Source organism: Micromonospora sp. NBC_00362 (genome assembly GCF_026342155.1).
Classification (GTDB): Bacteria; Actinomycetota; Actinomycetes; order Mycobacteriales; family Micromonosporaceae; genus Micromonospora; species Micromonospora hortensis.
This window is the reverse complement of the sequence record NZ_JAPENH010000001.1, coordinates 3,845,679-3,864,722: the sequence shown is the minus strand read 5'-3', so window position 1 is coordinate 3,864,722 and position 19,044 is coordinate 3,845,679. Positions and strand designations below refer to the sequence as shown.

19 protein-coding genes are annotated in these 19,044 nt (G+C 69.8%); 18 read left to right on the top strand and 1 reads right to left on the bottom strand.

Annotation, left to right across the window (positions count from 1 at the left end; all coding sequences use genetic code 11):
• Positions 1-20: 20 nt before the first annotated feature.
• Complete coding sequence (locus OG992_RS17585) at positions 21-1,142, top strand: ScyD/ScyE family protein (protein WP_238683688.1); 1,122 nt, start codon at positions 21-23, stop codon at positions 1,140-1,142.
• Positions 1,143-1,271: 129 nt separating this feature from the next.
• A complete protein-coding gene (locus OG992_RS17580) occupies positions 1,272-1,973 on the top strand; it encodes a response regulator transcription factor (protein ID WP_266303759.1) in 702 nt (233 codons plus the stop codon).
• A gap of 91 nt (positions 1,974-2,064) precedes the next feature.
• On the opposite strand, the gene metK is transcribed toward OG992_RS17580, so the two are convergent.
• Positions 2,065-3,252, bottom strand: coding sequence for a methionine adenosyltransferase (gene metK / locus OG992_RS17575; RefSeq protein WP_238683686.1), 1,188 nt, complete (start codon positions 3,250-3,252; stop codon positions 2,065-2,067).
• Between the two features lie 211 nt (positions 3,253-3,463).
• Here metK and OG992_RS17570 point away from each other — a divergent pair, with 211 nt between their 5' ends.
• The 16 genes from OG992_RS17570 (at position 3,464) to ahcY (ending at position 19,031) form a co-directional block, all read left to right on the top strand.
• A complete protein-coding gene (locus tag OG992_RS17570; protein WP_196920881.1) occupies positions 3,464-4,273 on the top strand; it encodes an AfsR/SARP family transcriptional regulator in 810 nt (269 codons plus the stop codon).
• A gap of 81 nt (positions 4,274-4,354) precedes the next feature.
• Positions 4,355-5,617, top strand: a complete 1,263-nt coding sequence (locus OG992_RS17565) for a beta-ketoacyl synthase (protein ID WP_091394937.1) — start codon at positions 4,355-4,357, stop codon at positions 5,615-5,617.
• Positions 5,614-6,834, top strand: coding sequence for a ketosynthase chain-length factor (locus tag OG992_RS17560; protein WP_238683684.1), 1,221 nt, complete (start codon positions 5,614-5,616; stop codon positions 6,832-6,834). The genes OG992_RS17565 and OG992_RS17560 overlap by 4 nt, the downstream gene beginning before the upstream one ends.
• Entirely contained in the window at positions 6,831-7,889 is a 1,059-nt protein-coding gene (locus tag OG992_RS17555) for a methyltransferase (protein ID WP_266303758.1), read from the top strand. The genes OG992_RS17560 and OG992_RS17555 overlap by 4 nt, the downstream gene beginning before the upstream one ends.
• A 15-nt stretch (positions 7,890-7,904) precedes the next feature.
• On the top strand, positions 7,905-8,231 hold the full coding sequence (locus OG992_RS17550) for an antibiotic biosynthesis monooxygenase (RefSeq protein WP_210781784.1): 327 nt from the start codon (positions 7,905-7,907) through the stop codon (positions 8,229-8,231).
• On the top strand, positions 8,224-9,846 hold the full coding sequence (locus OG992_RS17545; RefSeq protein ID WP_266303757.1) for an FAD-dependent oxidoreductase: 1,623 nt from the start codon (positions 8,224-8,226) through the stop codon (positions 9,844-9,846). The genes OG992_RS17550 and OG992_RS17545 overlap by 8 nt, the downstream gene beginning before the upstream one ends.
• Before the next feature lie 4 nt (positions 9,847-9,850).
• Positions 9,851-10,192, top strand: a complete 342-nt coding sequence (locus tag OG992_RS17540; protein ID WP_266303756.1) for a TcmI family type II polyketide cyclase — start codon at positions 9,851-9,853, stop codon at positions 10,190-10,192.
• Positions 10,189-11,196, top strand: coding sequence for a methyltransferase (locus tag OG992_RS17535; RefSeq protein ID WP_266303755.1), 1,008 nt, complete (start codon positions 10,189-10,191; stop codon positions 11,194-11,196). The genes OG992_RS17540 and OG992_RS17535 overlap by 4 nt, the downstream gene beginning before the upstream one ends.
• Positions 11,196-11,660: a cupin domain-containing protein gene (locus OG992_RS17530; RefSeq protein WP_238683860.1), complete on the top strand. Its 465-nt coding sequence runs from the start codon at positions 11,196-11,198 to the stop codon at positions 11,658-11,660. The genes OG992_RS17535 and OG992_RS17530 overlap by 1 nt, the downstream gene beginning before the upstream one ends.
• Complete coding sequence (locus tag OG992_RS17525) at positions 11,657-11,914, top strand: acyl carrier protein (RefSeq protein ID WP_091394916.1); 258 nt, start codon at positions 11,657-11,659, stop codon at positions 11,912-11,914. The genes OG992_RS17530 and OG992_RS17525 overlap by 4 nt, the downstream gene beginning before the upstream one ends.
• Positions 11,915-11,918: 4 nt before the next feature.
• On the top strand, positions 11,919-12,389 hold the full coding sequence (locus OG992_RS17520) for an SRPBCC family protein (RefSeq protein ID WP_238683679.1): 471 nt from the start codon (positions 11,919-11,921) through the stop codon (positions 12,387-12,389).
• Positions 12,386-14,047, top strand: coding sequence for an acetyl-CoA carboxylase carboxyltransferase subunit alpha (locus tag OG992_RS17515; RefSeq protein ID WP_266303754.1), 1,662 nt, complete (start codon positions 12,386-12,388; stop codon positions 14,045-14,047). Before OG992_RS17520 ends, OG992_RS17515 begins: the two co-directional genes overlap by 4 nt.
• Positions 14,034-14,471: a biotin/lipoyl-containing protein gene (locus OG992_RS17510; protein WP_266303753.1), complete on the top strand. Its 438-nt coding sequence runs from the start codon at positions 14,034-14,036 to the stop codon at positions 14,469-14,471. Before OG992_RS17515 ends, OG992_RS17510 begins: the two co-directional genes overlap by 14 nt.
• A 4-nt stretch (positions 14,472-14,475) precedes the next feature.
• Positions 14,476-15,861, top strand: coding sequence for an acetyl/propionyl/methylcrotonyl-CoA carboxylase subunit alpha (locus tag OG992_RS17505; RefSeq protein ID WP_238683677.1), 1,386 nt, complete (start codon positions 14,476-14,478; stop codon positions 15,859-15,861).
• A gap of 82 nt (positions 15,862-15,943) precedes the next feature.
• The gene (locus OG992_RS17500; protein ID WP_266303752.1) at positions 15,944-17,479 is read left to right on the top strand and encodes a peroxidase family protein; all 1,536 of its coding nucleotides are present in this window, start codon (positions 15,944-15,946) and stop codon (positions 17,477-17,479) included.
• 106 nt (positions 17,480-17,585) lie between these two features.
• Positions 17,586-19,031, top strand: coding sequence for an adenosylhomocysteinase (gene ahcY / locus OG992_RS17495; protein ID WP_238683675.1), 1,446 nt, complete (start codon positions 17,586-17,588; stop codon positions 19,029-19,031).
• Positions 19,032-19,044: the final 13 nt, after the last annotated feature.

Genomic DNA, 19,044 nt, shown 5'->3' with positions numbered 1-19,044 from the left:
CCGCTTGCTGAGGAGAACCCATGCTCGACGCGATGCGACGAACGTTGTCGCTGGCTGTGCCGCTGGTACTGGTGGCCGGCATTGCCGCGCCCGCCACGGCGGCCACCTCGACCACTGGGCGACTGACCGTCGTCGCCCGCAACCTCGACAACCCTCGCGGTGTCGCCATCGACCGGGCCGGCATCGTCTACGTCGCCGAGGCCGGGCTCGGCGGCGAAGACGTGTGCATCCCCGGCACGTTCGGCACCAACCTCTGCTACGGCTCGACCGGTGCGATCACTGCGGTCCGTCACGGCTGGCAGAAGCGAGTCGTGACGGGCCTGCCGTCGCTGCGGAGCACCGGCGGCGGTTTCTCCGTCTACGGTGCCCACGACCTGGCCTTCGATCGGCAGGGCAAGCTCCTGGTGGCGATGGGCTACAGCACCGACCCGGTCTCGCGCGACCTGCTCGGTGCGGCCGGGGCCACGATGGGAACCATCCTCCGGGTCGAAGGGAAGCGCCGCTGGTCTGTCGTCGGCGACCTCTCCGCCTACGAGGGTCAGAACAACCCCGACGGGGTCATTCCGGAGAGCCAGCCGTACGCGGTCGTCGCCGACGGGCGTGACGTCTACGCGCTCGACGCGGCCGCAAACGACGTGCTCAAGATCGACCGCCGCGGTGTGGTCACTGCCGAACACGTGTGGCCGCAGGAGCAGGTTCCTGCGCCGCCGGAGTGGGGTCTGCCGCCCGGTTCGACGACGCCGATCCAGTTCGTGCCGGTCACCATCACCCGTGGGCCGGACGGCGCCTTCTACATCGGGCAGCTGACGGGCCACCCCTTCCCGAACGGCGGCGCCCGGGTGTGGCGGCTGGTGCCCGGGCAGGAACCGACGATCTTCGCGACCGGCTTCACCAACATCATCGACATCGCGTTCGACAAGCGGGGTCGACTGGTCGTGCTGGAGATCGCGAAGAACGGGCTCAGCTCCGGGGATTCCACCGGCGCGTTGATCCGGGTGGAGCGCGACGGTAGCCACCGGGAGCTGGCGAGCACCGGCCTGGACTCTCCGATGTCGTTCGCCATCGCCAAGGACGGCAGCTTCTACATCGCCAACAAGGGCCTCGGCATCGGCGAGTTGGTCCGTCTGTCCACACAAGACTGACAGAGTCGCGCGGCGATCGTGGCGTTCTTCGTGTCGGGAGGACGCCACGATAGCTGTGGTGTCACACGTCCGCGATACGGTGCCAATCGTGTGCACGCTGGCGTCGGGGGATGGGGTCTGGGGGTTAGGTTGACGCGGTCCGACGGCGGGTTTCCCGCCGGCGCCACCACCACCATCCTCATAGTCGACGACCACGCTCTCGTCCGCGAGGGGCTGCGCTGGGTGCTCGAGGTGCACGCCGACCTCGACGTGGTCGACGAGGCGGGCGACTCGTCCACCGCGGTCGCCAAAGCGGCGTCGGAGCGGCCCGACGTGGTGCTGCTCGACGTCGAGATTCCCGGCGACGACCCGGTGGTAACGGTGCGCCGCATCCGTGAGGTGTCGCCGGACAGCGCTGTCGTCATCCTCAGCATGTATGACAGCCCCGACCTGCTGCGCCGGCTGATCGCCGCCGGGGTTCGCGCCTACCTGCTCAAGAGCGTGGGTCGTGAGGAGTTGGTCGCCGCGATCCGCAAGGCACGGGACGGCAGCGGCTCGGTGCTGCTCTCTGTCTCCGGTCAGAGCCTCGTGCAGGTGCAGAACGCGGAGTCCACCATTCTGTCTCCCGTCGAGCTGGAGATCCTGCAACTCGCGGCCGAGGCGATGACCAACGCCCAGATCGCACGGCGACTCGACCTGACCGAGGCCACTGTGAAGAGCCACCTGCGTCGCATCTTCGCGAAGCTCGGCGCGGTCTCCCGCATCGACGCGGTCAACAAGGCGGTGGCAGCGTCACTGGTGACGCTGCCACACGACCGGTTGGTGCCACGCCCGCGCCGCCCGCCGTTCTAGGGCCTGTTCCATAGGAACTGGCCGGCCTGCGGCGGGCCCGCCTCGGCTCGACCGCCCTCATGAAACAGGCCCTGGCGACCGGCGACGTTCCTCAACAAGCGGCCTTGAGGTCTGCGGCGCGGTCCGTGCGCTCCCAGGTCAGGTCCGGGAGTTCACGGCCGAAGTGGCCGTAGGCTGCCGTCTGCTGGTAGATCGGACGCAGGAGGTCCAGGTCGCGGATGATCGCCGCCGGGCGCAGGTCGAAGACCTCACCGATCGCCTTCTCGATCCGGTCGAGCGGCACCGTCTCCGTCCCGAACGTCTCCACGAACAGGCTCACCGGGTGGGCCTTGCCGATCGCGTAGGCCACCTGCGCCTCACACCGTTCGGCCAGGCCCGCGGCGACGACGTTCTTCGCCACCCACCGCATCGCGTACGCCGCCGAGCGGTCGACCTTCGACGGGTCCTTGCCCGAGAAGGCGCCACCACCGTGCCGGGCGTACCCGCCGTAGGTGTCGACGATGATCTTCCGGCCGGTCAGGCCGGCGTCGCCCATCGGGCCACCGATCTCGAACCGGCCCGTCGGGTTGACCAACAGCCGGTAACCCTCGGTGTCGAGGTCGAGCGCCTCCAGCTCCGGCGTGATCACGTGGTTCCGGATGTCGGGGGCGAGCAGTTCGTCGAGGGAGATGTGGGCGGCGTGCTGCGTGGAGACCACGACGGTGTCGAGCCGGACCGGGCGTAGGCCGTCGTACTCGACGGTGACCTGGGTCTTGCCGTCCGGCCGCAGGTACGGCACTGTGCCGTCCTTGCGGACGGCGGCCAGACGACGGGCCAGCCGGTGGGCCAGAGCGATCGGCAGCGGCATCAGCTCCGGCGTCTCCGAGCAGGCGAAGCCGAACATCATGCCCTGGTCGCCCGCGCCCTGGGCGTCGAGCCCACCGCCGGACGAACCGTCGCGCAGCTCGATAGCCGTGTCGACGCCCTGCGCGATGTCGGGCGACTGGGCGCCGATCGAGATGCTGACGCCGCAGGAGGCGCCGTCGAAGCCCTTCTTCGACGAGTCGTACCCGATGCCCAGGACCGTTTCCCGCACGATGCGCGGGATGTCGGCGTAGGCCTGCGTGGTGACCTCGCCCGCGACGTGGACCTGGCCGGTGGTGATCAGGCTTTCGACGGCGACCCGGCTGTGCGGGTCCTGTGCCAGTAGCGCGTCGAGGATCCCGTCGCTGATCTGATCGGCGATCTTGTCGGGATGACCTTCGGTGACCGACTCGGAGGTGAAGAGGCGGCGCGACATGTGTGACTCCTAACCCGAGGGGCGTGGGGGCCCGGCGAGTCTTCCCGCCCCTGGTGGAGGTTGCCTGGAGGAAACATCGAGCGATCGAAGGGGTACGCGCCGTACAACTTTCGACACGCATCGATCCTCGGAAGAACCCGCGATGTCGCTACCTGCGGTCGTTCCGACACGTCCTGCTCATCCATAGCTTGAGAGCGTCTCGACGAGTGCTATGGGGAATGGGGGGACCACTGTGGTCAGGTACGAGATTCTCGGGTCGCTTGAAGTGATCCACGAGGGCCGGATCTGCACGCCGACGCCGCCGAAGGTGCGGACCGTGTTGGCGCTGCTGGTGATGCGGGCCAATCGGGTCGTTCTGGTCGACTCGATAATCCGGGAGCTGTGGGGTGACGATCCGGCGCGCAGCGCCGTCACCACTGTGCAGACCTACATCTACCACCTGCGCAAGCTCTTCGCGAAGGAGGGCATAGAGACCCCGGACCGGACCGTGTTGGAGAGCCGTGCCCGCGGCTACCTGCTCAGGGTGGAGCCGGGCCAGCTCGACGCCGAGGTGTTCGAGACGATGCTCGACCAGGGTCGCTCGCACATCGAGTCGGACCGGCCCGAGGAGGGCGCCGAGGTGCTGCGGCGGGCGCTGGCCATGTGGACGGGGCCGGTGGGCGCCAACGTGACGTTCGGGCCGGCGCTGGAGGCGCACGCGATCCACCTCCAGGAGCAGTGGATCCGCGCGTTGGAGCTGCGCATCCAGGCCGACATCACGCTCGGCCGCCACCGCGAGCTGATCGGCGAGCTGCGCTATCTCGTGGGCACGTACCCGCTCAACGAGTGGTTCCACCGCCAGCTCATCGTGGCGCTCAGCCGCTCCGGGCGCCGTGGCGAGGCGTTGCAGGCGTACCACCACCTGCGCCGGGTGCTCAGTGAGGAGTTGGGCCTGGACCCTTCGCCTGACCTCCAGCGGCTCCAGCGGGAGGTGTTGGCCGCCGGCGGGCCACTGCGCCCGGGGCTCGCCAGGGCCTCGTGACAGGCCCTCGACCGACGCTCCAGCGCCGTTCGACCGGCCGTCCCTAGCTTTCACACGGACATCGCGGCCAGGAGGTCTTCCATGACGAGCACATCCGACCGTCGGGTGGTCATCACCGGGATTGGCGTCATCGCCCCCGGTGGACTGGGCACCAAGGCGTTCTGGGAACTGTTGACCGCTGGCCGCACGGCCACCCGTACCCTGTCGTTCTTCGACGCCACCCCCTTCCGGTCGCGGGTGGCCGCGGAGGCCGACTTCGACCCGGTTGCCGAGGGCCTGTCGCCGCAGGAGGTCCGCCGGATGGACCGGGCGGCCCAGATGGCAGTGGTCTGCACCCGGGAGGCGCTGGCCGACAGCGGCTTCGAGGTCGCCGACCCGACAAGGGTCGGCGTGAGTGTCGGCACGGCGGTCGGGGCCACGATGAGCCTCGAAGAGGAGTACGTCGTGGTCAGCGACGGCGGCCGGAAATGGCTGACCGACCACCGGTACGCCACCCCGCACCTCTACGACTATCTGGTACCGAGCTCGTTCGCCCGCGAGGTGGCGTGGTCGGTCGGGGCGGAAGGTCCGGCGACGGTGGTCTCCACCGGCTGCACGTCGGGCCTCGACTCGGTCGGCCACGCCCGGGAGCTGATCCGGGAGGGCTCGGCCGACGTGATGATCGCCGGCGCGACCGACGCCCCGATCTCGCCGATCACCGTGGCCTGCTTCGACGCGATCAAGGCGACCACGGCCCGCAACGACGACCCGACGCACGCCTCCCGGCCGTTCGACAACAGTCGCGACGGGTTCGTTCTCGGTGAGGGTTCGGCGATGTTCGTCCTCGAAGAGCTCGAGCACGCCCGCCGGCGAGGCGCGCAGATCTACGCCGAACTGGTCGGGTTCGCCTCGCGCTCCAACGCGTTCCACATGACCGGCCTGCGGCCCGACGGGCGGGAGATGGCCGAGGCGATCCGGGTCGCGCTCGCCGACGCCCGGCTGCCCGGCGACGCCGTCGACTACATCAACGCGCACGGCTCGGGTACGAAGCAGAACGACAGGCACGAGACTGCGGCGTTCAAGCGGAGCCTCGGCGACCACGCGTACCGCACCCCGGTCAGCTCGATCAAGTCGATGATCGGCCACTCGCTCGGCGCCATCGGCTCGATCGAGATCGCGGCGTCGGCCCTGGCGATCAAGCACGGGGCGGTGCCGCCGACGGCCAACCTGCACGAACGCGACCCGGAGTGCGACCTCGACTACGTGCCGCTCACCGCCCGTGAGCAGCAGACCGACGTGGTGTTGAGCGTGGGCAGCGGGTTCGGCGGCTTCCAGAGCGCGATGCTCCTGGCGCGTGTGGCATGACCACTGTCGTCACCGGGGTCGGGGTGGCCGCGCCCAACGGGTTGGGCCGCGACGCCTTCTGGGCGGCCACCGTCGCCGGGGTCGGTGGCATCGGGCCGATCAGCCGTTTCGACCCCTCGGGTTATCCCGCCCAGTTGGCCGGTGAGGTGCCCGGGTACGAGGCAGCCGAGCACATCCCGAGCCGGCTGATGGCGCAGACGGACCACATGACCCGGCTGTCGTTGACGGCGGCGCAGTGGGCGCTGGCCGACGCGTCGGTCGACCCGTCGGCGCTGCCCGAGTTCGGCATGGGTGTCGTCACGGCCAGCGCGTCGGGCGGCTTCGAGTTCGGCCATCGTGAGCTGGAGAAGCTCTGGAGCAAGGGCTCCGAGCACGTCAGCGCCTACCAGTCGTTCGCCTGGTTCTACGCTGTCAACACCGGCCAGATCTCCATCCGCCACGGGATGCGTGGGCCGACCGGCGTGCTCGTCACCGAGCAGGCGGGCGGGCTCGACGCGGTGGCGCAGGCCCGACGCCAGGTGCGCAAAGGCGTGCAGCTCGTGATGACCGGCGGCGTCGACGCGTCGCTCTGCCCGTGGGGCTGGACGGCCCAGCTCGCCAACGGCCTCCTCAGTACGGGGCGTGATCCGGCCACGGCTTACCTGCCGTTCGACGCCAACGCGTCGGGTTACGTGCCAGGCGAGGGCGGGGCGATCCTCGTGTTGGAGGACGAACACGCCGCCGCCCGGCGCGGGGCCGCCGTCTACGGGGTGATCGCCGGTTACGGCGCGACGTTCGACCCCCGGCCCGGCTCCGGCCGTCCGCCGGGTCTGCGTCGGGCGGCCGAGATGGCAGTGTCCGACGCCGGTCTCACACCGGCCGACATCGACGTCGTCTTCGCCGACGGCGCCGGTGTCGCGGCGCTCGACCGCGCCGAGGCCGAGGCGATCACCGCGGTCTTCGGCCCACGTGGGGTGCCGGTGACGGCGCCCAAGACGATGACCGGCCGGCTCTACTCGGGCGGGGCGGCGCTCGACCTCGTCTCCGCGCTGCTGTCGATCCGGCACGGAGTCATCCCGCCCACCACAAACATCCGCCAGCCGGCCGAGGGCCTGCACCTCGACCTGGTGCGCGACGTCGCGCGGGAGACACCCGTACGCGCGGCGCTCGTCCTCGCCAGGGGCTACGGCGGGTTCAACGCGGCCATGGTCGTGACCGACGAAAGGAATGGACGATGACCGACGCCAGCCTCGCCGCCGTCGCGAACTTCGACGAGCAGCAGGCACTTGACCTGCGTGAACGGCAGATCGCGGTGCTGGGAAGCGCCAAACAGATCGCCAACGTGATCTACGTGGTCACCGAGCTCGGCGTTGCCGACCTGCTCGTCGACGGACCGGTGCCGGTAGCCCAACTGGCGGCGGCGACCGAGTCGCACGAGGACGCGCTGCGGCGGATCCTGCGCGCGGCCTGCGCGGTCGGCATCTTCGACGAGCAGGAGGACTGGTCGTTCGCGCTGACCCCGCTCGGCGAGGGGCTGACGTCGGCCCGAATCGGCGGGCTGCGGCCGATGGTGCAGTTCAGCGGCGCCGACTTCAACCGCCTCCCGTACGCGGAGATCCTGCACAGCGTCCGCACCGGCGAGCCGGCCTTCAACAAGGTCTTCGGCATGGGCTTCTACGACTACCTCCAGGCCCACCCGGAGGCCAACCGGTTCTTCGAGGGCTTCATGGCCCACTGGAGCCGGCGGCTCGCCGACCGGTTCGCGGCGGAGCTGGCGCCCGAGCGGTTCGGCCGGATCGCCGACATCGGCGGCAGCAACGGCTACTTCCTGGCCAAGATGCTCCAGCGTCACCCCGAGGGCACCGGTGTCCTCTTCGACCTGCCCGAGGTGGTGGCCGATGCCGAACCGCTGCTCAAGGAGCACGGTGTCACCGAGCGGGTCGAGGTGCGGGGCGGCGACTTCTTCACCGACGAGCTGCCGGCCGGCGCCGACGCGTACATCCTGAAGTCGATCGTCCACAACTGGCCGGACGACACCTGCGTCACGCTGCTGCGTCGGATCCGCGCGGCGATCGGCGACGCCGACTCCCGCCTCATCGCGATCGACCAGATCGTGCCGCCGCGCAACCAGTGGGACCACGCCAAGATCATCGACATCGACATGCTGGTGCTCTTCGGCGGCAAGGAGCGCGACCTCCGCGAATGGCAGGCGCTGTTCACCGCGTCCGGTTTCGAGCTGGTCAACACCCCGGCGTCCCGCGGCTGGGCCCTGCTCGAAGCGCGTCCGATCTAGGAAAGGAAGCCCGCAATGGCACACATCGGCATCGACCAGCCGGTCGTGACGATGGTCAACGTCTTCACCGTCGAGCCGGCCAACCAGCAGAAGCTCGTCGACATCCTGATCGAGGCCACCGACGCGGTGATGTCCAAGGTCGACGGTTTCGTGTCGGCGAACATCCACGCCAGCCTCGACGGAACCCGGGTCGTCAACTACGCGCAGTGGAAGAGCGAAGAGCACTTCACGGCGATGCTCCAGAACCCCGAGGTCCACCCTCACTTCGGCGAGGTACGCGCGATCGCCACGCCGGAACGCCACCTCTACAAAGTCGTCTACACGGAGGACGCTCATGTCTGACGGAAGCACCGACGTCCTGATCGTCGGCGGCGGCCCGGTCGGTTTGTCGACCGCGCTCTTCCTGGCCCGCAAGGGGATCCGGCCGATCCTTGTCGAACGTCGGCCCCGGCTGTCGACGATCCCCCGCGCGACCGGTCTGCACGCCCGCACTGTGGAGATCTTCCGCACCGTCGGCCTGGAACCGGCCGTGCAGCAGGCCGGCATGAAGATCGTCGGGCCGGGCGCCGAACTGGACCTCGTCCGCGCCGGCCGCGCCACGCCACTGGTCATGCTCGGCGCCCAGTCCCTGGCCGATCTCCACAAGTCGTTCGTCATGGAGGCGCACGACGTCGACTACGACCCGTTCACGCCGAGCTGGCCGATCTGGTGCGGCCAGGACCACTACGAGCCCCTGCTCCACGACGCAGCCGTCGAGGCGGGCGCGGACATCCGCTTCCAGAACGAGCTGATCGGGCTGACCCAGGACCAGGACGGGGTGACCGCGACAGTCAACGACAACGGCACCACACGCACCATCCGGGCGCGTTACGTCGTCGCGGCCGACGGCGTGAAGAGCCCGGTCCGGAACATGCTTGAGATCGGAGACCGCAGCAACGGTGTCGCCGGGAACTTCGTCAGCATCATCTTCCGCGCCAAGGTCGACCTGCCCGAGTCGGCACCCCGGTTCACGCTGATCTACCTGATGAACCAGCTCGCCCAGGGTCTGCTGCTCTTCATCGAGCCGGGGCGGTGGATGTTCGGCGTCAACTACTACCCCGAGCGGGGGCAGTCGCCGGCCGACTTCACACCGGAACGCTGCGTCGAACTGGCCCGGATCGCGGCCGGTGACCCCGAGCTGGAGGTCGAGGTCGAGTCGGCCCAGCCCTGGGACGCGCGGCACATGGTCGCCGACGCGTACCAGTCAGGGCGGGTCTTCCTCGCCGGCGACGCGTGTCACGCCCACCCGCCGGCCGGCGGCTTCGGCGTCAACGCCGGCATCCAGGACGCGCACAACCTGGCGTGGAAGCTCGCCGACGTCCTTGCGGGGCGGGCCGACGAGAGCCTGCTCGACTCCTACGAAGCCGAGCGTCGTCCGGTCGGCGCCGCTACCGCCGACCAGGCGTGGATGCTCTTCCGCACCCGGGGCCAGCTCGCCGACGAGGACAAGGCCGCCTACCGGGACTTCGTCATCGTGACGATGGGCTACCGCTACACCTCCAACGCGATCGTCGGCGCGCCCGCCGACACCGAGCTGCTGCCCCGCGAGCTGACCTTCACCGGCCAACCCGGATCGCGTGCCCCGCACGGCTGGGTGGACCACGACGGCGCTCGGGTCTCCACTATCGACGTGCTGACCGAGGGCTGGACGTTGGCCACGGCTCCGGGCGACGACGCCTGGCTGGCGGCGGCCGAGGCGGTCTCGGCGGAGACCGGGCTTCCGATCAAGGCGCTGACCGCCGGCCCCGACGGTGACCTCGCCGACGACGGTTCGTGGCTCGCGAGCTGCGGAGTCGGCCACGGCGGGGCGCTGCTGGTACGCCCCGACGGGATCGTCGCCTTCCGCAGCGCCGGCCCGGTCGACGACCAGGCGCAGACCCTTGCCGCCGCCCTGGCCACGATCCTGCGGGGAGCGTGAGCACATGTCCTACCGCGCCCTCATGGTCATGCGGATGGCCCCCGGTCACGCCGACGCGGTCGCCGAGCTCTTCGCCGAGCACGACAAGGGCGACATGCCCCACGTCGTCGGCATCTCGCGGCGCACGCTCTTCCAGTACCAGGACCTCTACATGCACCTGCTCGAGGCCGACACCGACGTCTTCGACAAGCTCCTCGCGGCCCGAGCCCGCGCGGACTTCCAGGACGTCAACCGGCGGCTCTCGGCCTACCTGCAGCGCTACGCCCCGGACAGCATGACCGAGTTGCAGGACTCGAAGGCCACGCCCTTCTACACCTGGAGCCCCGAGACAGGGAGCATCACGTGACGCTGACCCGCCGCGACATCAACGACATGATGCAGGCATACAAGAAGACGAGCCTGCTGCGTACCGGTGTCGAGCTGGGTGTGTTCGACGCGCTCGCCGCAGGCCCGGCCACGGCCAGCGGGCTCGCCCCGCAGCTCGGCATCCACCCACGGGGGGCGCGCATCCTGCTCGACGCGCTCACCGCGATCCGCCTCACCGACCGGACCGGCGAGCACTTCTCGCTCACCCCGGCGGCCGCCGACCACCTGGTCAGCACCCGTCCGGACTACCTGGGCGGCATGGTCAAGGTGATGTCGAGCGACTGGGAGTGGGACGCGTTGCGCGACCTCAGCGCCGCCGTGCGGGCCGGCGGCACAGTGCTCGACGTGCACGCCGAGACCCCGGAGTACACCTACTGGGAGGACTTCGCCGCCTACGCGACGAAGGTCGCGCAGCCGACCGCCGAGGTGATGGCCGAGGCGCTCGCGCCGTGGACGAAGGAGCGCGCCGAACTCGACATCCTCGACGTCGCCTGTGGCCACGGCGTCTACGGCTACACCCTCGCGCAGCACAACCCCCAGGCGGCGGTGACCTCGCTGGACTGGCCCAACGTGCTCGCCGTGACGGAGAAGCACGCCGAGCGGCTCGGCGTGCGCGACCGGGCGTCGTTCCTGCCGGGTGACATGTTCACCACCGATCTCGGCGGCCCCTACGACGTCGCGCTGCTCACCAACGTCACCCACCACTTCTCCGAGGAGCGGGTGCACGAGTTGGTGGCCCGGCTCGGTTCCGTGGTCAAGCCGGGTGGGCGGCTGGTCATCGTCGGTTTCACCACTGGCGACGAGTCGCCGGCACTGGACCCGGCGCCGTACCTCTTCTCGGTGTTGATGTTGGTCTGGACCTTCGAGGGGGAGTCGCACTCCGTCGCCGCCTACAACCGGGCCCTCGCAGCGGCGGGCTTCGGCCCGGCCGCCGTCCACCCGACGGACCTGCCGTTCCGAGTGCTCGTCGCAGAGAAGGGATGATCATGCATCGGCAACCGATCGTGAAGGTCGCCGCCACCGACGTGCCCGGCATCAACCGGATCGGCGGCGAGGTGCGGATCCTGCTCAGCCCGAAGACCGTCGACGCGACGGAGGGCTTCATGGGCACGGTCCGGCTGGAGCCGGGCGAGTTCCTGGCGGAGCAGTACAACCCGTACTCGGACAAGTTCTGTTATCTGGTGCGCGGCGAGGTGGTGATCCGCGTCGACGGCGCGGAGGTCAAGCTCGCGCCCGACGAGGCTCTCATGGTCCGTCGCGGCCAGCGGCACCGCATCGTCAACGCCGGTGGCGAGACCGCGCTGATCGTGTTCCAGATCAGCCCGCTGGCCCCGCGCCCCGAGCTGGGCCACGTCGACACCGAGGAGGTCCCGCACCCCGAGTCGCCGGTGCCGCAGGTCGGCGGCGTGCGCGACGGGTGGCAGCGACCGACGGGAGGAACCTCATGAGCCAACTGACCCTCGACGACCTGCGTCGGATCCTGGAGACCAGTTCCGGCGTGGTCGAGCAGACCGACTGGGCCGATCCGGCGACGCTCGACGCGCCGTTCGACGACCTCGGCTACGACTCGCTCGCGCTGTTGGAGCTGGCGGCGCGGGTGCAGCAGGAGTACGAGGTGCGCATCCCCGACGACGCTGTGTCGATCATGAAGACGCCGCGGCTCGCCGTCGACTACGTCAACCAACGACTCGCGGATCGGTGACCCCATGGCCGGACACACTGACAACGCGGTCGTCATCAACGCACCGTTCGACCTCGTCTGGGATCTGACCAACGACATCCCCAACTGGCCCTCCCTGTTCAGCGAGTACGCCAGCACCGAAGTGCTCTCGACGTCCGCCGACGGGGCCGTCGTCTTCCGCCTGACCATGCACCCCGACCCGGCCGGCCGGGTCTGGAGCTGGGTCTCCGAGCGGGTGCCCGACCGCAGCGACCGGGTGGTGCGGGCACGGCGGCTGGAGACCGGCGCCTTCAAGTACATGAACCTGTTCTGGGAGTACACCGAGATCCCGGACGGCGGCGTGCGGATGCGGTGGGTACAGGACTTCGAGATGCGGGCGGGCGGGCACGCCGACGACGAGGGCATGACCGCCCACCTCAACCGGACCACACGTGAGCAGCAGGCACGCATCCGGGAGATCGTGGAGAAGGCCGCGGCCGAACGCGGACAGTCATGACCGCCACCGTCAACACGCCCGTCGGCAAGAGCTGGTTGATCTGCCCGGGCTGTCGGGCGCTGCTCTACCAGCGCCGGGTCGAGCGCAACCTGGGCGTCTGCCCGGAGTGCGACCACCACGACCAGGTCACCGCACACCAGCGGATCGAGCAACTCTTCGATCTCGACTCGGTCGAGGAGCTGCCACCGGTCGGCGCCTTGGGCGATCCGCTGGGGTTCGTCGACACCAGGCCCTACCCGCAGCGGATCGAGGCCGCCCGCCGACGTACCGGGCTCGACGAGGCGGTCGTCTGCGTCCGGGGCACTGTCGAGGGGCAACCGTTGATAGCTGCGGTCATGGACTTCCGGTTCCTCGGCGGCAGCCTCGGCACGGGCGTCGGCGAGCGGATCACCCGGGCCGCCGAGTTGGCGCTCGAAACCCGTACGCCGCTGCTGATCGTCAGCGCCTCCGGCGGCGCCCGGATGCAGGAGGGCGTGTTGTCGCTCATGCAGATGGCCAAGACGAGCGCGGCGCTCGGGGCCCTCGACGAGGCCGGGGTGTTGACGATCTCGCTGGTCAGCGACCCGACCTACGGTGGTGTCGCGGCATCGTTCGCGACGCTCTGCGACGTCATCCTCGCCGAGCCGGGTGCGCGCCTCGGCTTCGCCGGGCCGAGGGTCATCCAGCAGACGCTGCGTCAGCCGCTGCCGGCCGGCTTCCAGACCGCCGAGTACCTCTTCGCCCGCGGCATGCTCGACGACCTGGTGCCCCGGTCGAACCTGCGGCCGACCATCGGCCGGTTGCTGGCCTTCGCGGGGGCCGACCGGTCCGCGCCGGATCCTTACCCGGTACGGGCCACCACGCCCCCCGAGTCGGCGGACCCGTGGGCGGTCGTGGCGCTGTCCCGCGACCTCGGCCGACCATCCACACTCGACTACATCGGCCACTTCGTGGACGGTTTCGTGGAGCTGCACGGCGACCGGCTGGCGAGTGACTGCCCGGCGATCGTCGGCGGCCTCGGTCTGATCGACGGCCGGCCCACAGTGGTGATCGGCCATCAGAAGGGCCACACGGTCGCCGAGGTGGCCAGCCGCAACTTCGGCATGGCGACACCGGCCGGCTATCGCAAGGCGGCCCGGCTGATGCGCCTGGCCGAGAAGCTCGGCACGCCGATCGTGACGCTGATCGACACGCCCGGCGCCTACCACGGCATCTCCGCGGAGGAGAACGGGCAGGCCCTCGCCATCGCCGACAGCATCCGGCTGATGGCCGGGCTGACGGTTCCGGTCGTCGCGATAGTGACCGGCGAGGGTGGCAGCGGAGGTGCGCTCGCCCTCGGCGTCGGCAACCGGGTGCTGATGCTCGCCAACGCGACGTACTCGGTGATCAGCCCGGAAGGCTGCGCCGCGATCCTCTGGAACGACTCGGGTCGGGCCGACGAGGCCGCCGAGCAGCTCAAGCTCCAGGCCGGCGACCTGCTGGCGCTCGGCGTCGTCGACGGGGTGGTCCCCGAACCACCCGGCGGGGCACCGGCCGATCCCGGGGCGACGGCGTCGGCCGTACACCGGGCGGTCGTCGACGCGTTCGCGGAGTTGGCTGGTCTCAACCGCGAGGAGGTGCGGGCCCAGCGCCGGGCCCGCTTCCGACAGATCGGAGGTTTGACGAATGCCGGAGGGTAACGGCGACCCGCTGGATGCCGCGGTCCGCAGTCTCGCGCGGCTGATCGGGTCGACGCCTGGTCCGGTCCGCCGCGCCCGGCTCCAGCACGGTGACCTGGTGGTCGAGGTGGAGTGGCCGGACGGCGCACCCGGGGTGGCGGCCGCCCCGGCGGCCCCGCCGGTGGAGGCCGACGCCGGCCTGCACTACGTGTGCGCGCCGATGGTCGCGACGCTCTACCTCGCCCCGTCGCCCGGCGCCGACCCGTTCGTCAGTGAGGGCGACCAGGTCGTGCCCGGCCAGCAGGTCGCGATTCTCGAAGCGATGAAGATGATGATTCCGGTGGAAGCCGACCGCGCGGGCGAGGTGGTGAAGGTGCTGGTGCCCAACTCGACCCCGGTCGAGTACGGCGAACGGTTGATCGCCTTAGCTGTGTCGGAGGGCTGACCCAGTGTTCGAGTCGGTGCTGATCGCCAACCGGGGCGAGATCGCGGTCCGGATCGCCCGGACCTGCCGGGAGATGGGGTTGCGTACCGTTGCGGTCTACTCGACGGTCGACCGGGACTCGGCGGTGGTGCGGCTGGCCGACGAAGCCGTCCAGATCGGGCCGGGTCCGAGCCGGCGCAGCTACCTGAGCGCCCCGGCCATCATCGAGGCGGCCCGCCGCACCGGGGCCGACGCCATCCACCCGGGCTACGGCTTCCTCTCCGAGGACCCGGACTTCGCCGAGATCTGCGAGGCCGACGGGATCACGTTCATCGGGCCGCCGCCCGCCGTGATGGCCGCGCTGGGGGACAAGGCTCGGACGCGGGGCATCATGGCGGGCCTCGGCCTGCCCGTACTCCCCGGTACGACCGACGCCGTCGAGTCGGCGGCCCACGCCCGCGGGGTCGCCGAGGAGATCGGTTTCCCGCTGATCATCAAGGCGGTCGCCGGTGGCGGCGGCCGGGGCGTACGGGTGGTCCGCGACCCGGCCTCGTTCCTGGGTGAGTTCGCCTCCGCGCGGGCCGAGGCGCAGCTGCTCTTCGGCGACAACCGGGTCTACATCGAGCGCTACCTCGAGTCGGCCCGCCACGTCGAGGTGCAGGTGCTGACCGACCGCTACGGCAACGGCATCCACCTGGGCGAGCGCGACTGCTCGGTGCAGCGGCGTCACCAGAAGCTGATCGAGGAGTCACCCGCGCCCGGGTTGCCGCAACACATGGTCGACCGGATGACCGCCGCCGCGGTCACCGGCGCGCTCGGTGTCGGCTACGTCGGCGCGGGCACCTTCGAGTTCCTGGTCGGCGGTGGGGACGACTTCCACCTCATGGAGGTCAACTGCCGGCTCCAGGTCGAGCACCCGGTCTCCGAGTTGGTGACCGGCGTCGACCTGGTGCGGCAACAGATCCTCGTCGCGGCCGGCGAGCGGCTGGCGCTGACCCAGGCCGACGTGACGCCGCGCGGCACGGCGATCGAGTGTCGCGTCAACGTCGAGGACCCGGCGCGCGGCTTCGTACCGACGCCGGGTGAGCTGACCCGCTTCGACCTGCCCGCCGGCCCGTTCGTCCGGGTCGACACACACGGGTACGCCGGCTACCGGGTCCCGGCCGACTACGACTCCCTCCTCGCGAAGGTGGTCGTCTGGGCGCCCGACCGCACCCAGGCCCTGGCCCGGATGGCCCGGGCGCTCGACGAGTGCGCCATCGAAGGGCCCGGTGTGGCCACCACCCGGGACTTCCTCCGATCGACGCTCGACCACCCGCTGTTCCGCGCCGCGAAACACGACACCTCGCTTGTCGACACCATGCTCACCGGCCTCCAGCCGGACACCACCGAAGCTCCAGGGCGCCACTAACCGAAGGGTTCACACTGCTGCCGGTTCGCGGGTTTGCGGCCCGTGCGTCCACGCGGGCGCCCGCGGACGGAAGGTGGCCGACATGGCAATTGACAACGCTTCTCGAGGTGTCAGCCGACGGCGATTATTGGCCGGAGTCGGCGCGGGGGCGCTCGTGGCCGGCACCGGGGGAGTCCTGCTCGACGCGACGCCGGCGGCGGCCGCGTTCTCCAACCGGTTCGGTCGGATGTTCCCGTCGCTGCCGGCGTTCGGGTCCGCGACGAACCAGATGCGGAACGCGCTGATCGACCTGTCGCGCGTCGGCGGCCCGATGGACGCCCGCGACCCGCTCACCGTCGGCGCGGAGGCGCTCGCCGACCAGCAGCAGCACAGCATCAACAACCCCGACAACTTCTCGATCCCGCAGGGCATGACGTACTTCGGGCAGTTCATCGACCACGACCTGGCCTTCGAGACGACGGCGCCACTGGGCACGCCGGTCGACCCGACCACCGTGCCCAACCCGCGGACGCCGGCCCTCGACCTCGACTCGCTCTACGGTGGCGGGCCGACCGGGAACCCGGAGCTGTACAACTCGGCCGATCCCGCCAAACTCAAGATCGAGTCCGGTGGACGCTTCGAGGACCTGCCCCGCAACTCCAGTGGCAGGGCGATCGTGTTCGACGTCCGCAACGACGAGAATCTGCCGATCGCGCAGATCACGGCGGCGTTCATCCTCTTCCACAACCGGGTGGTCGACCTGGTGCGCGCACAGGGCACACCGGCGGCACAGGTCTTCGGCGCCGCCCGGCAACTCGTCACCTGGCACTACCAGTGGATCGTGCTCAACGAGTTCCTTCCGCTGATCGCCGGCCCGGGCACTGTCTTCACAGTGCTCAACGGCGGCCGTCGCTTCTACAAGCCGGAGCCGAACGCGACGTTCATCCCGGTCGAGTTCACCGCGGCGGCGTTCCGCTTCGGCCACAGCCAGCCACGACCGGCCTACCTGGTCAACCGGACCGGCAACGGCGGCGACGAGTTCTACGCCATGCTCTTCGACCCGGCGCTGAGCGGCGCCGACCCGGCCGACCTGCGCGGCGGGAAGCGGGCCGCCCGTCGCTACCTCGACCACCAGTTCTGGTTCCAGTTCTTCGACGGCCAGGTGCGGTGGAGCAAGTGGATCGACGTCCGCAACTCGACGCCGCTGTTCGGCTTTCCGTTGCCCCCACCGCCGGCCGGCTCGCCGTCGGCCAACCTGCTCGGACGTGACCTGCTCCGTCAGCTCACCTTCGGCATCCCATCGGGCCAGCGGGTCGCCGCACACATCGGGGCGCCCGCCCTCGGCAGCTTCAACTTTCCGGAGCTCAGTGGGTACGGCCTCGGCCTGGACTCCAACACCCCGCTCTTCTACTACATCCTCAAGGAGGCACAACTCCAGGCCGGCGGCGGTTCGCTGGGCGCGGTAGGGGGGCGAATCGTGGCGGAGGTGCTCATCGGCGTCGCCCAGCTGGACCCGGCGAGCTACCTGAAGGTGCAGCCCAACTGGCGCCCGACCCTGCCCGCCCGCTTCTCGGGCCAGTTCACGATGGCCGACCTGCTCACGTACGCCAGGGTCGACCCGGCCAGTCGCAACTCCTGACGGCGCCTGCTCCGCACCCGGGCCCGCAGTGGCTCGGTGTGTGGAGCACGGGCGCGGTTGAACGGGACTCCAACGGTCCTCGACACTGGTGCGGGAGGGTGCGGACATGACTGGCAACTTCAGCGATTTCAAGGTGGCGGATCTGTCGTTGGCGGCCTTCGGGCGTAAGGAGATCGAACTGGCCGAGCATGAGATGCCGGGTCTGATGTCGATCCGGAGGGAGAACGCCTCGCGGCAGCCGTTGAAGGGTGCGCGGATCACCGGCTCGCTGCACATGACCATCCAGACGGCGGTGTTGATCGAGACGTTGGTGGCCCTCGGCGCGCAGGTCCGGTGGGCGTCCTGCAACATCTTCTCGACCCAGGACCACGCGGCGGCAGCGATCGTTGTCGGCCCGACCGGCACCCCGGAAGCCCCGGCGGGTGTCCCGGTCTACGCCTGGAAGGGCGAGTCCCTCGACGAGTACTGGTGGTGCACCCAGCAGGTGCTGCTCTGGCCGGACGGGCAGGGCCCGAACATGATTCTCGACGACGGCGGTGACGCCACGCTGCTGGTGCACAAGGGCGCCGAGTTCGAGGCCATCGGGGCGGTTCCGTCGCCGGAGAGCGCCGACTCCGAGGAGTACGAGGTCATCCTCGGTGTGCTGACGCAGTCGCTGCGGGAGGACAACGGTCGCTGGACGCGGGTCGCCGCCGGGATCAAGGGGGTGACCGAGGAGACCACTACCGGTGTGCACCGGCTGTACGAGATGCAGCAGGCAGGAAGCCTGCTGTTCCCGGCGATCAACGTGAACGACTCGGTGACCAAGAGCAAGTTCGACAACAAGTACGGCTGCCGGCACTCGTTGATCGACGGGATCAACCGGGCCACCGATGTGCTGATCGGTGGGAAGGTCGCGGTGGTGTTCGGGTACGGCGACGTCGGTAAGGGCTGCGCCGAGAGTCTGCGTGGTCAGGGAGCGCGGGTCATCGTGACCGAGGTGGACCCGATCTGTGCCCTGCAGGCAGCGATGGACGGCTACCAGGTCGCGACCATCGACGACGTTGTCGAGACCGCCGACATCTTCGTGACGGCGACGGGCTGCTTCAGCGTCATCACCAACGAGCACATGGCGCGGATGAAGCACCAGGCGATCGTGGGAAACATCGGCCACTTCGACAACGAGATCGACATGGCTGGTCTCGCGAAGCGCGGGGACGTCGAGCGGATCACTGTGAAGCCGCAGGTGGACGAGTGGCGGTTCGCGGACGGTCACTCGATCATCGTCTTGTCGGAGGGTCGGCTGTTGAACCTGGGCAACGCCACCGGGCATCCGAGTTTCGTGATGTCGAACAGCTTCGCCAACCAGACCATCGCGCAGATCGAGCTGTTCACCACCACCGACCAGTACCCGATCGGTGTCCACACCCTTCCGAAGCACCTGGACGAGAAGGTGGCCCGACTCCACCTCTCCGCGCTGGGTGTCCGCCTCACCGAACTGACGAAGGAACAAGCCAACTACCTCGGTGTCCCGGTCGAGGGGCCGTACAAGCCCGACCACTACCGCTACTGAGAGGGCGCGCCTC

Excerpts from the sequence above, each read along its gene's own strand:
- OG992_RS17525 (WP_091394916.1), top strand. The coding sequence starts at position 11,657 with ATGAGCCAACTGACCCTCGACGACCTGCGTCGGATCCTGGAGACCAGT.
- OG992_RS17515 (WP_266303754.1), top strand. The coding sequence starts at position 12,386 with ATGACCGCCACCGTCAACACGCCCGTCGGCAAGAGCTGGTTGATCTGC.
- OG992_RS17560 (WP_238683684.1), top strand. The coding sequence starts at position 5,614 with ATGACCACTGTCGTCACCGGGGTCGGGGTGGCCGCGCCCAACGGGTTG.
- OG992_RS17565 (WP_091394937.1), top strand. The coding sequence starts at position 4,355 with ATGACGAGCACATCCGACCGTCGGGTGGTCATCACCGGGATTGGCGTC.
- OG992_RS17550 (WP_210781784.1), top strand. The coding sequence starts at position 7,905 with ATGGCACACATCGGCATCGACCAGCCGGTCGTGACGATGGTCAACGTC.
- OG992_RS17540 (WP_266303756.1), top strand. The coding sequence starts at position 9,851 with ATGTCCTACCGCGCCCTCATGGTCATGCGGATGGCCCCCGGTCACGCC.
- metK (WP_238683686.1), bottom strand. The coding sequence starts at position 3,252 with ATGTCGCGCCGCCTCTTCACCTCCGAGTCGGTCACCGAAGGTCATCCC.
- OG992_RS17545 (WP_266303757.1), top strand. The coding sequence starts at position 8,224 with ATGTCTGACGGAAGCACCGACGTCCTGATCGTCGGCGGCGGCCCGGTC.
- OG992_RS17500 (WP_266303752.1), top strand. The coding sequence starts at position 15,944 with ATGGCAATTGACAACGCTTCTCGAGGTGTCAGCCGACGGCGATTATTG.
- ahcY (WP_238683675.1), top strand. The coding sequence starts at position 17,586 with ATGACTGGCAACTTCAGCGATTTCAAGGTGGCGGATCTGTCGTTGGCG.
- OG992_RS17510 (WP_266303753.1), top strand. The coding sequence starts at position 14,034 with ATGCCGGAGGGTAACGGCGACCCGCTGGATGCCGCGGTCCGCAGTCTC.
- OG992_RS17520 (WP_238683679.1), top strand. The coding sequence starts at position 11,919 with ATGGCCGGACACACTGACAACGCGGTCGTCATCAACGCACCGTTCGAC.
- OG992_RS17555 (WP_266303758.1), top strand. The coding sequence starts at position 6,831 with ATGACCGACGCCAGCCTCGCCGCCGTCGCGAACTTCGACGAGCAGCAG.
- OG992_RS17585 (WP_238683688.1), top strand. The coding sequence starts at position 21 with ATGCTCGACGCGATGCGACGAACGTTGTCGCTGGCTGTGCCGCTGGTA.
- OG992_RS17570 (WP_196920881.1), top strand. The coding sequence starts at position 3,464 with ATGGGGAATGGGGGGACCACTGTGGTCAGGTACGAGATTCTCGGGTCG.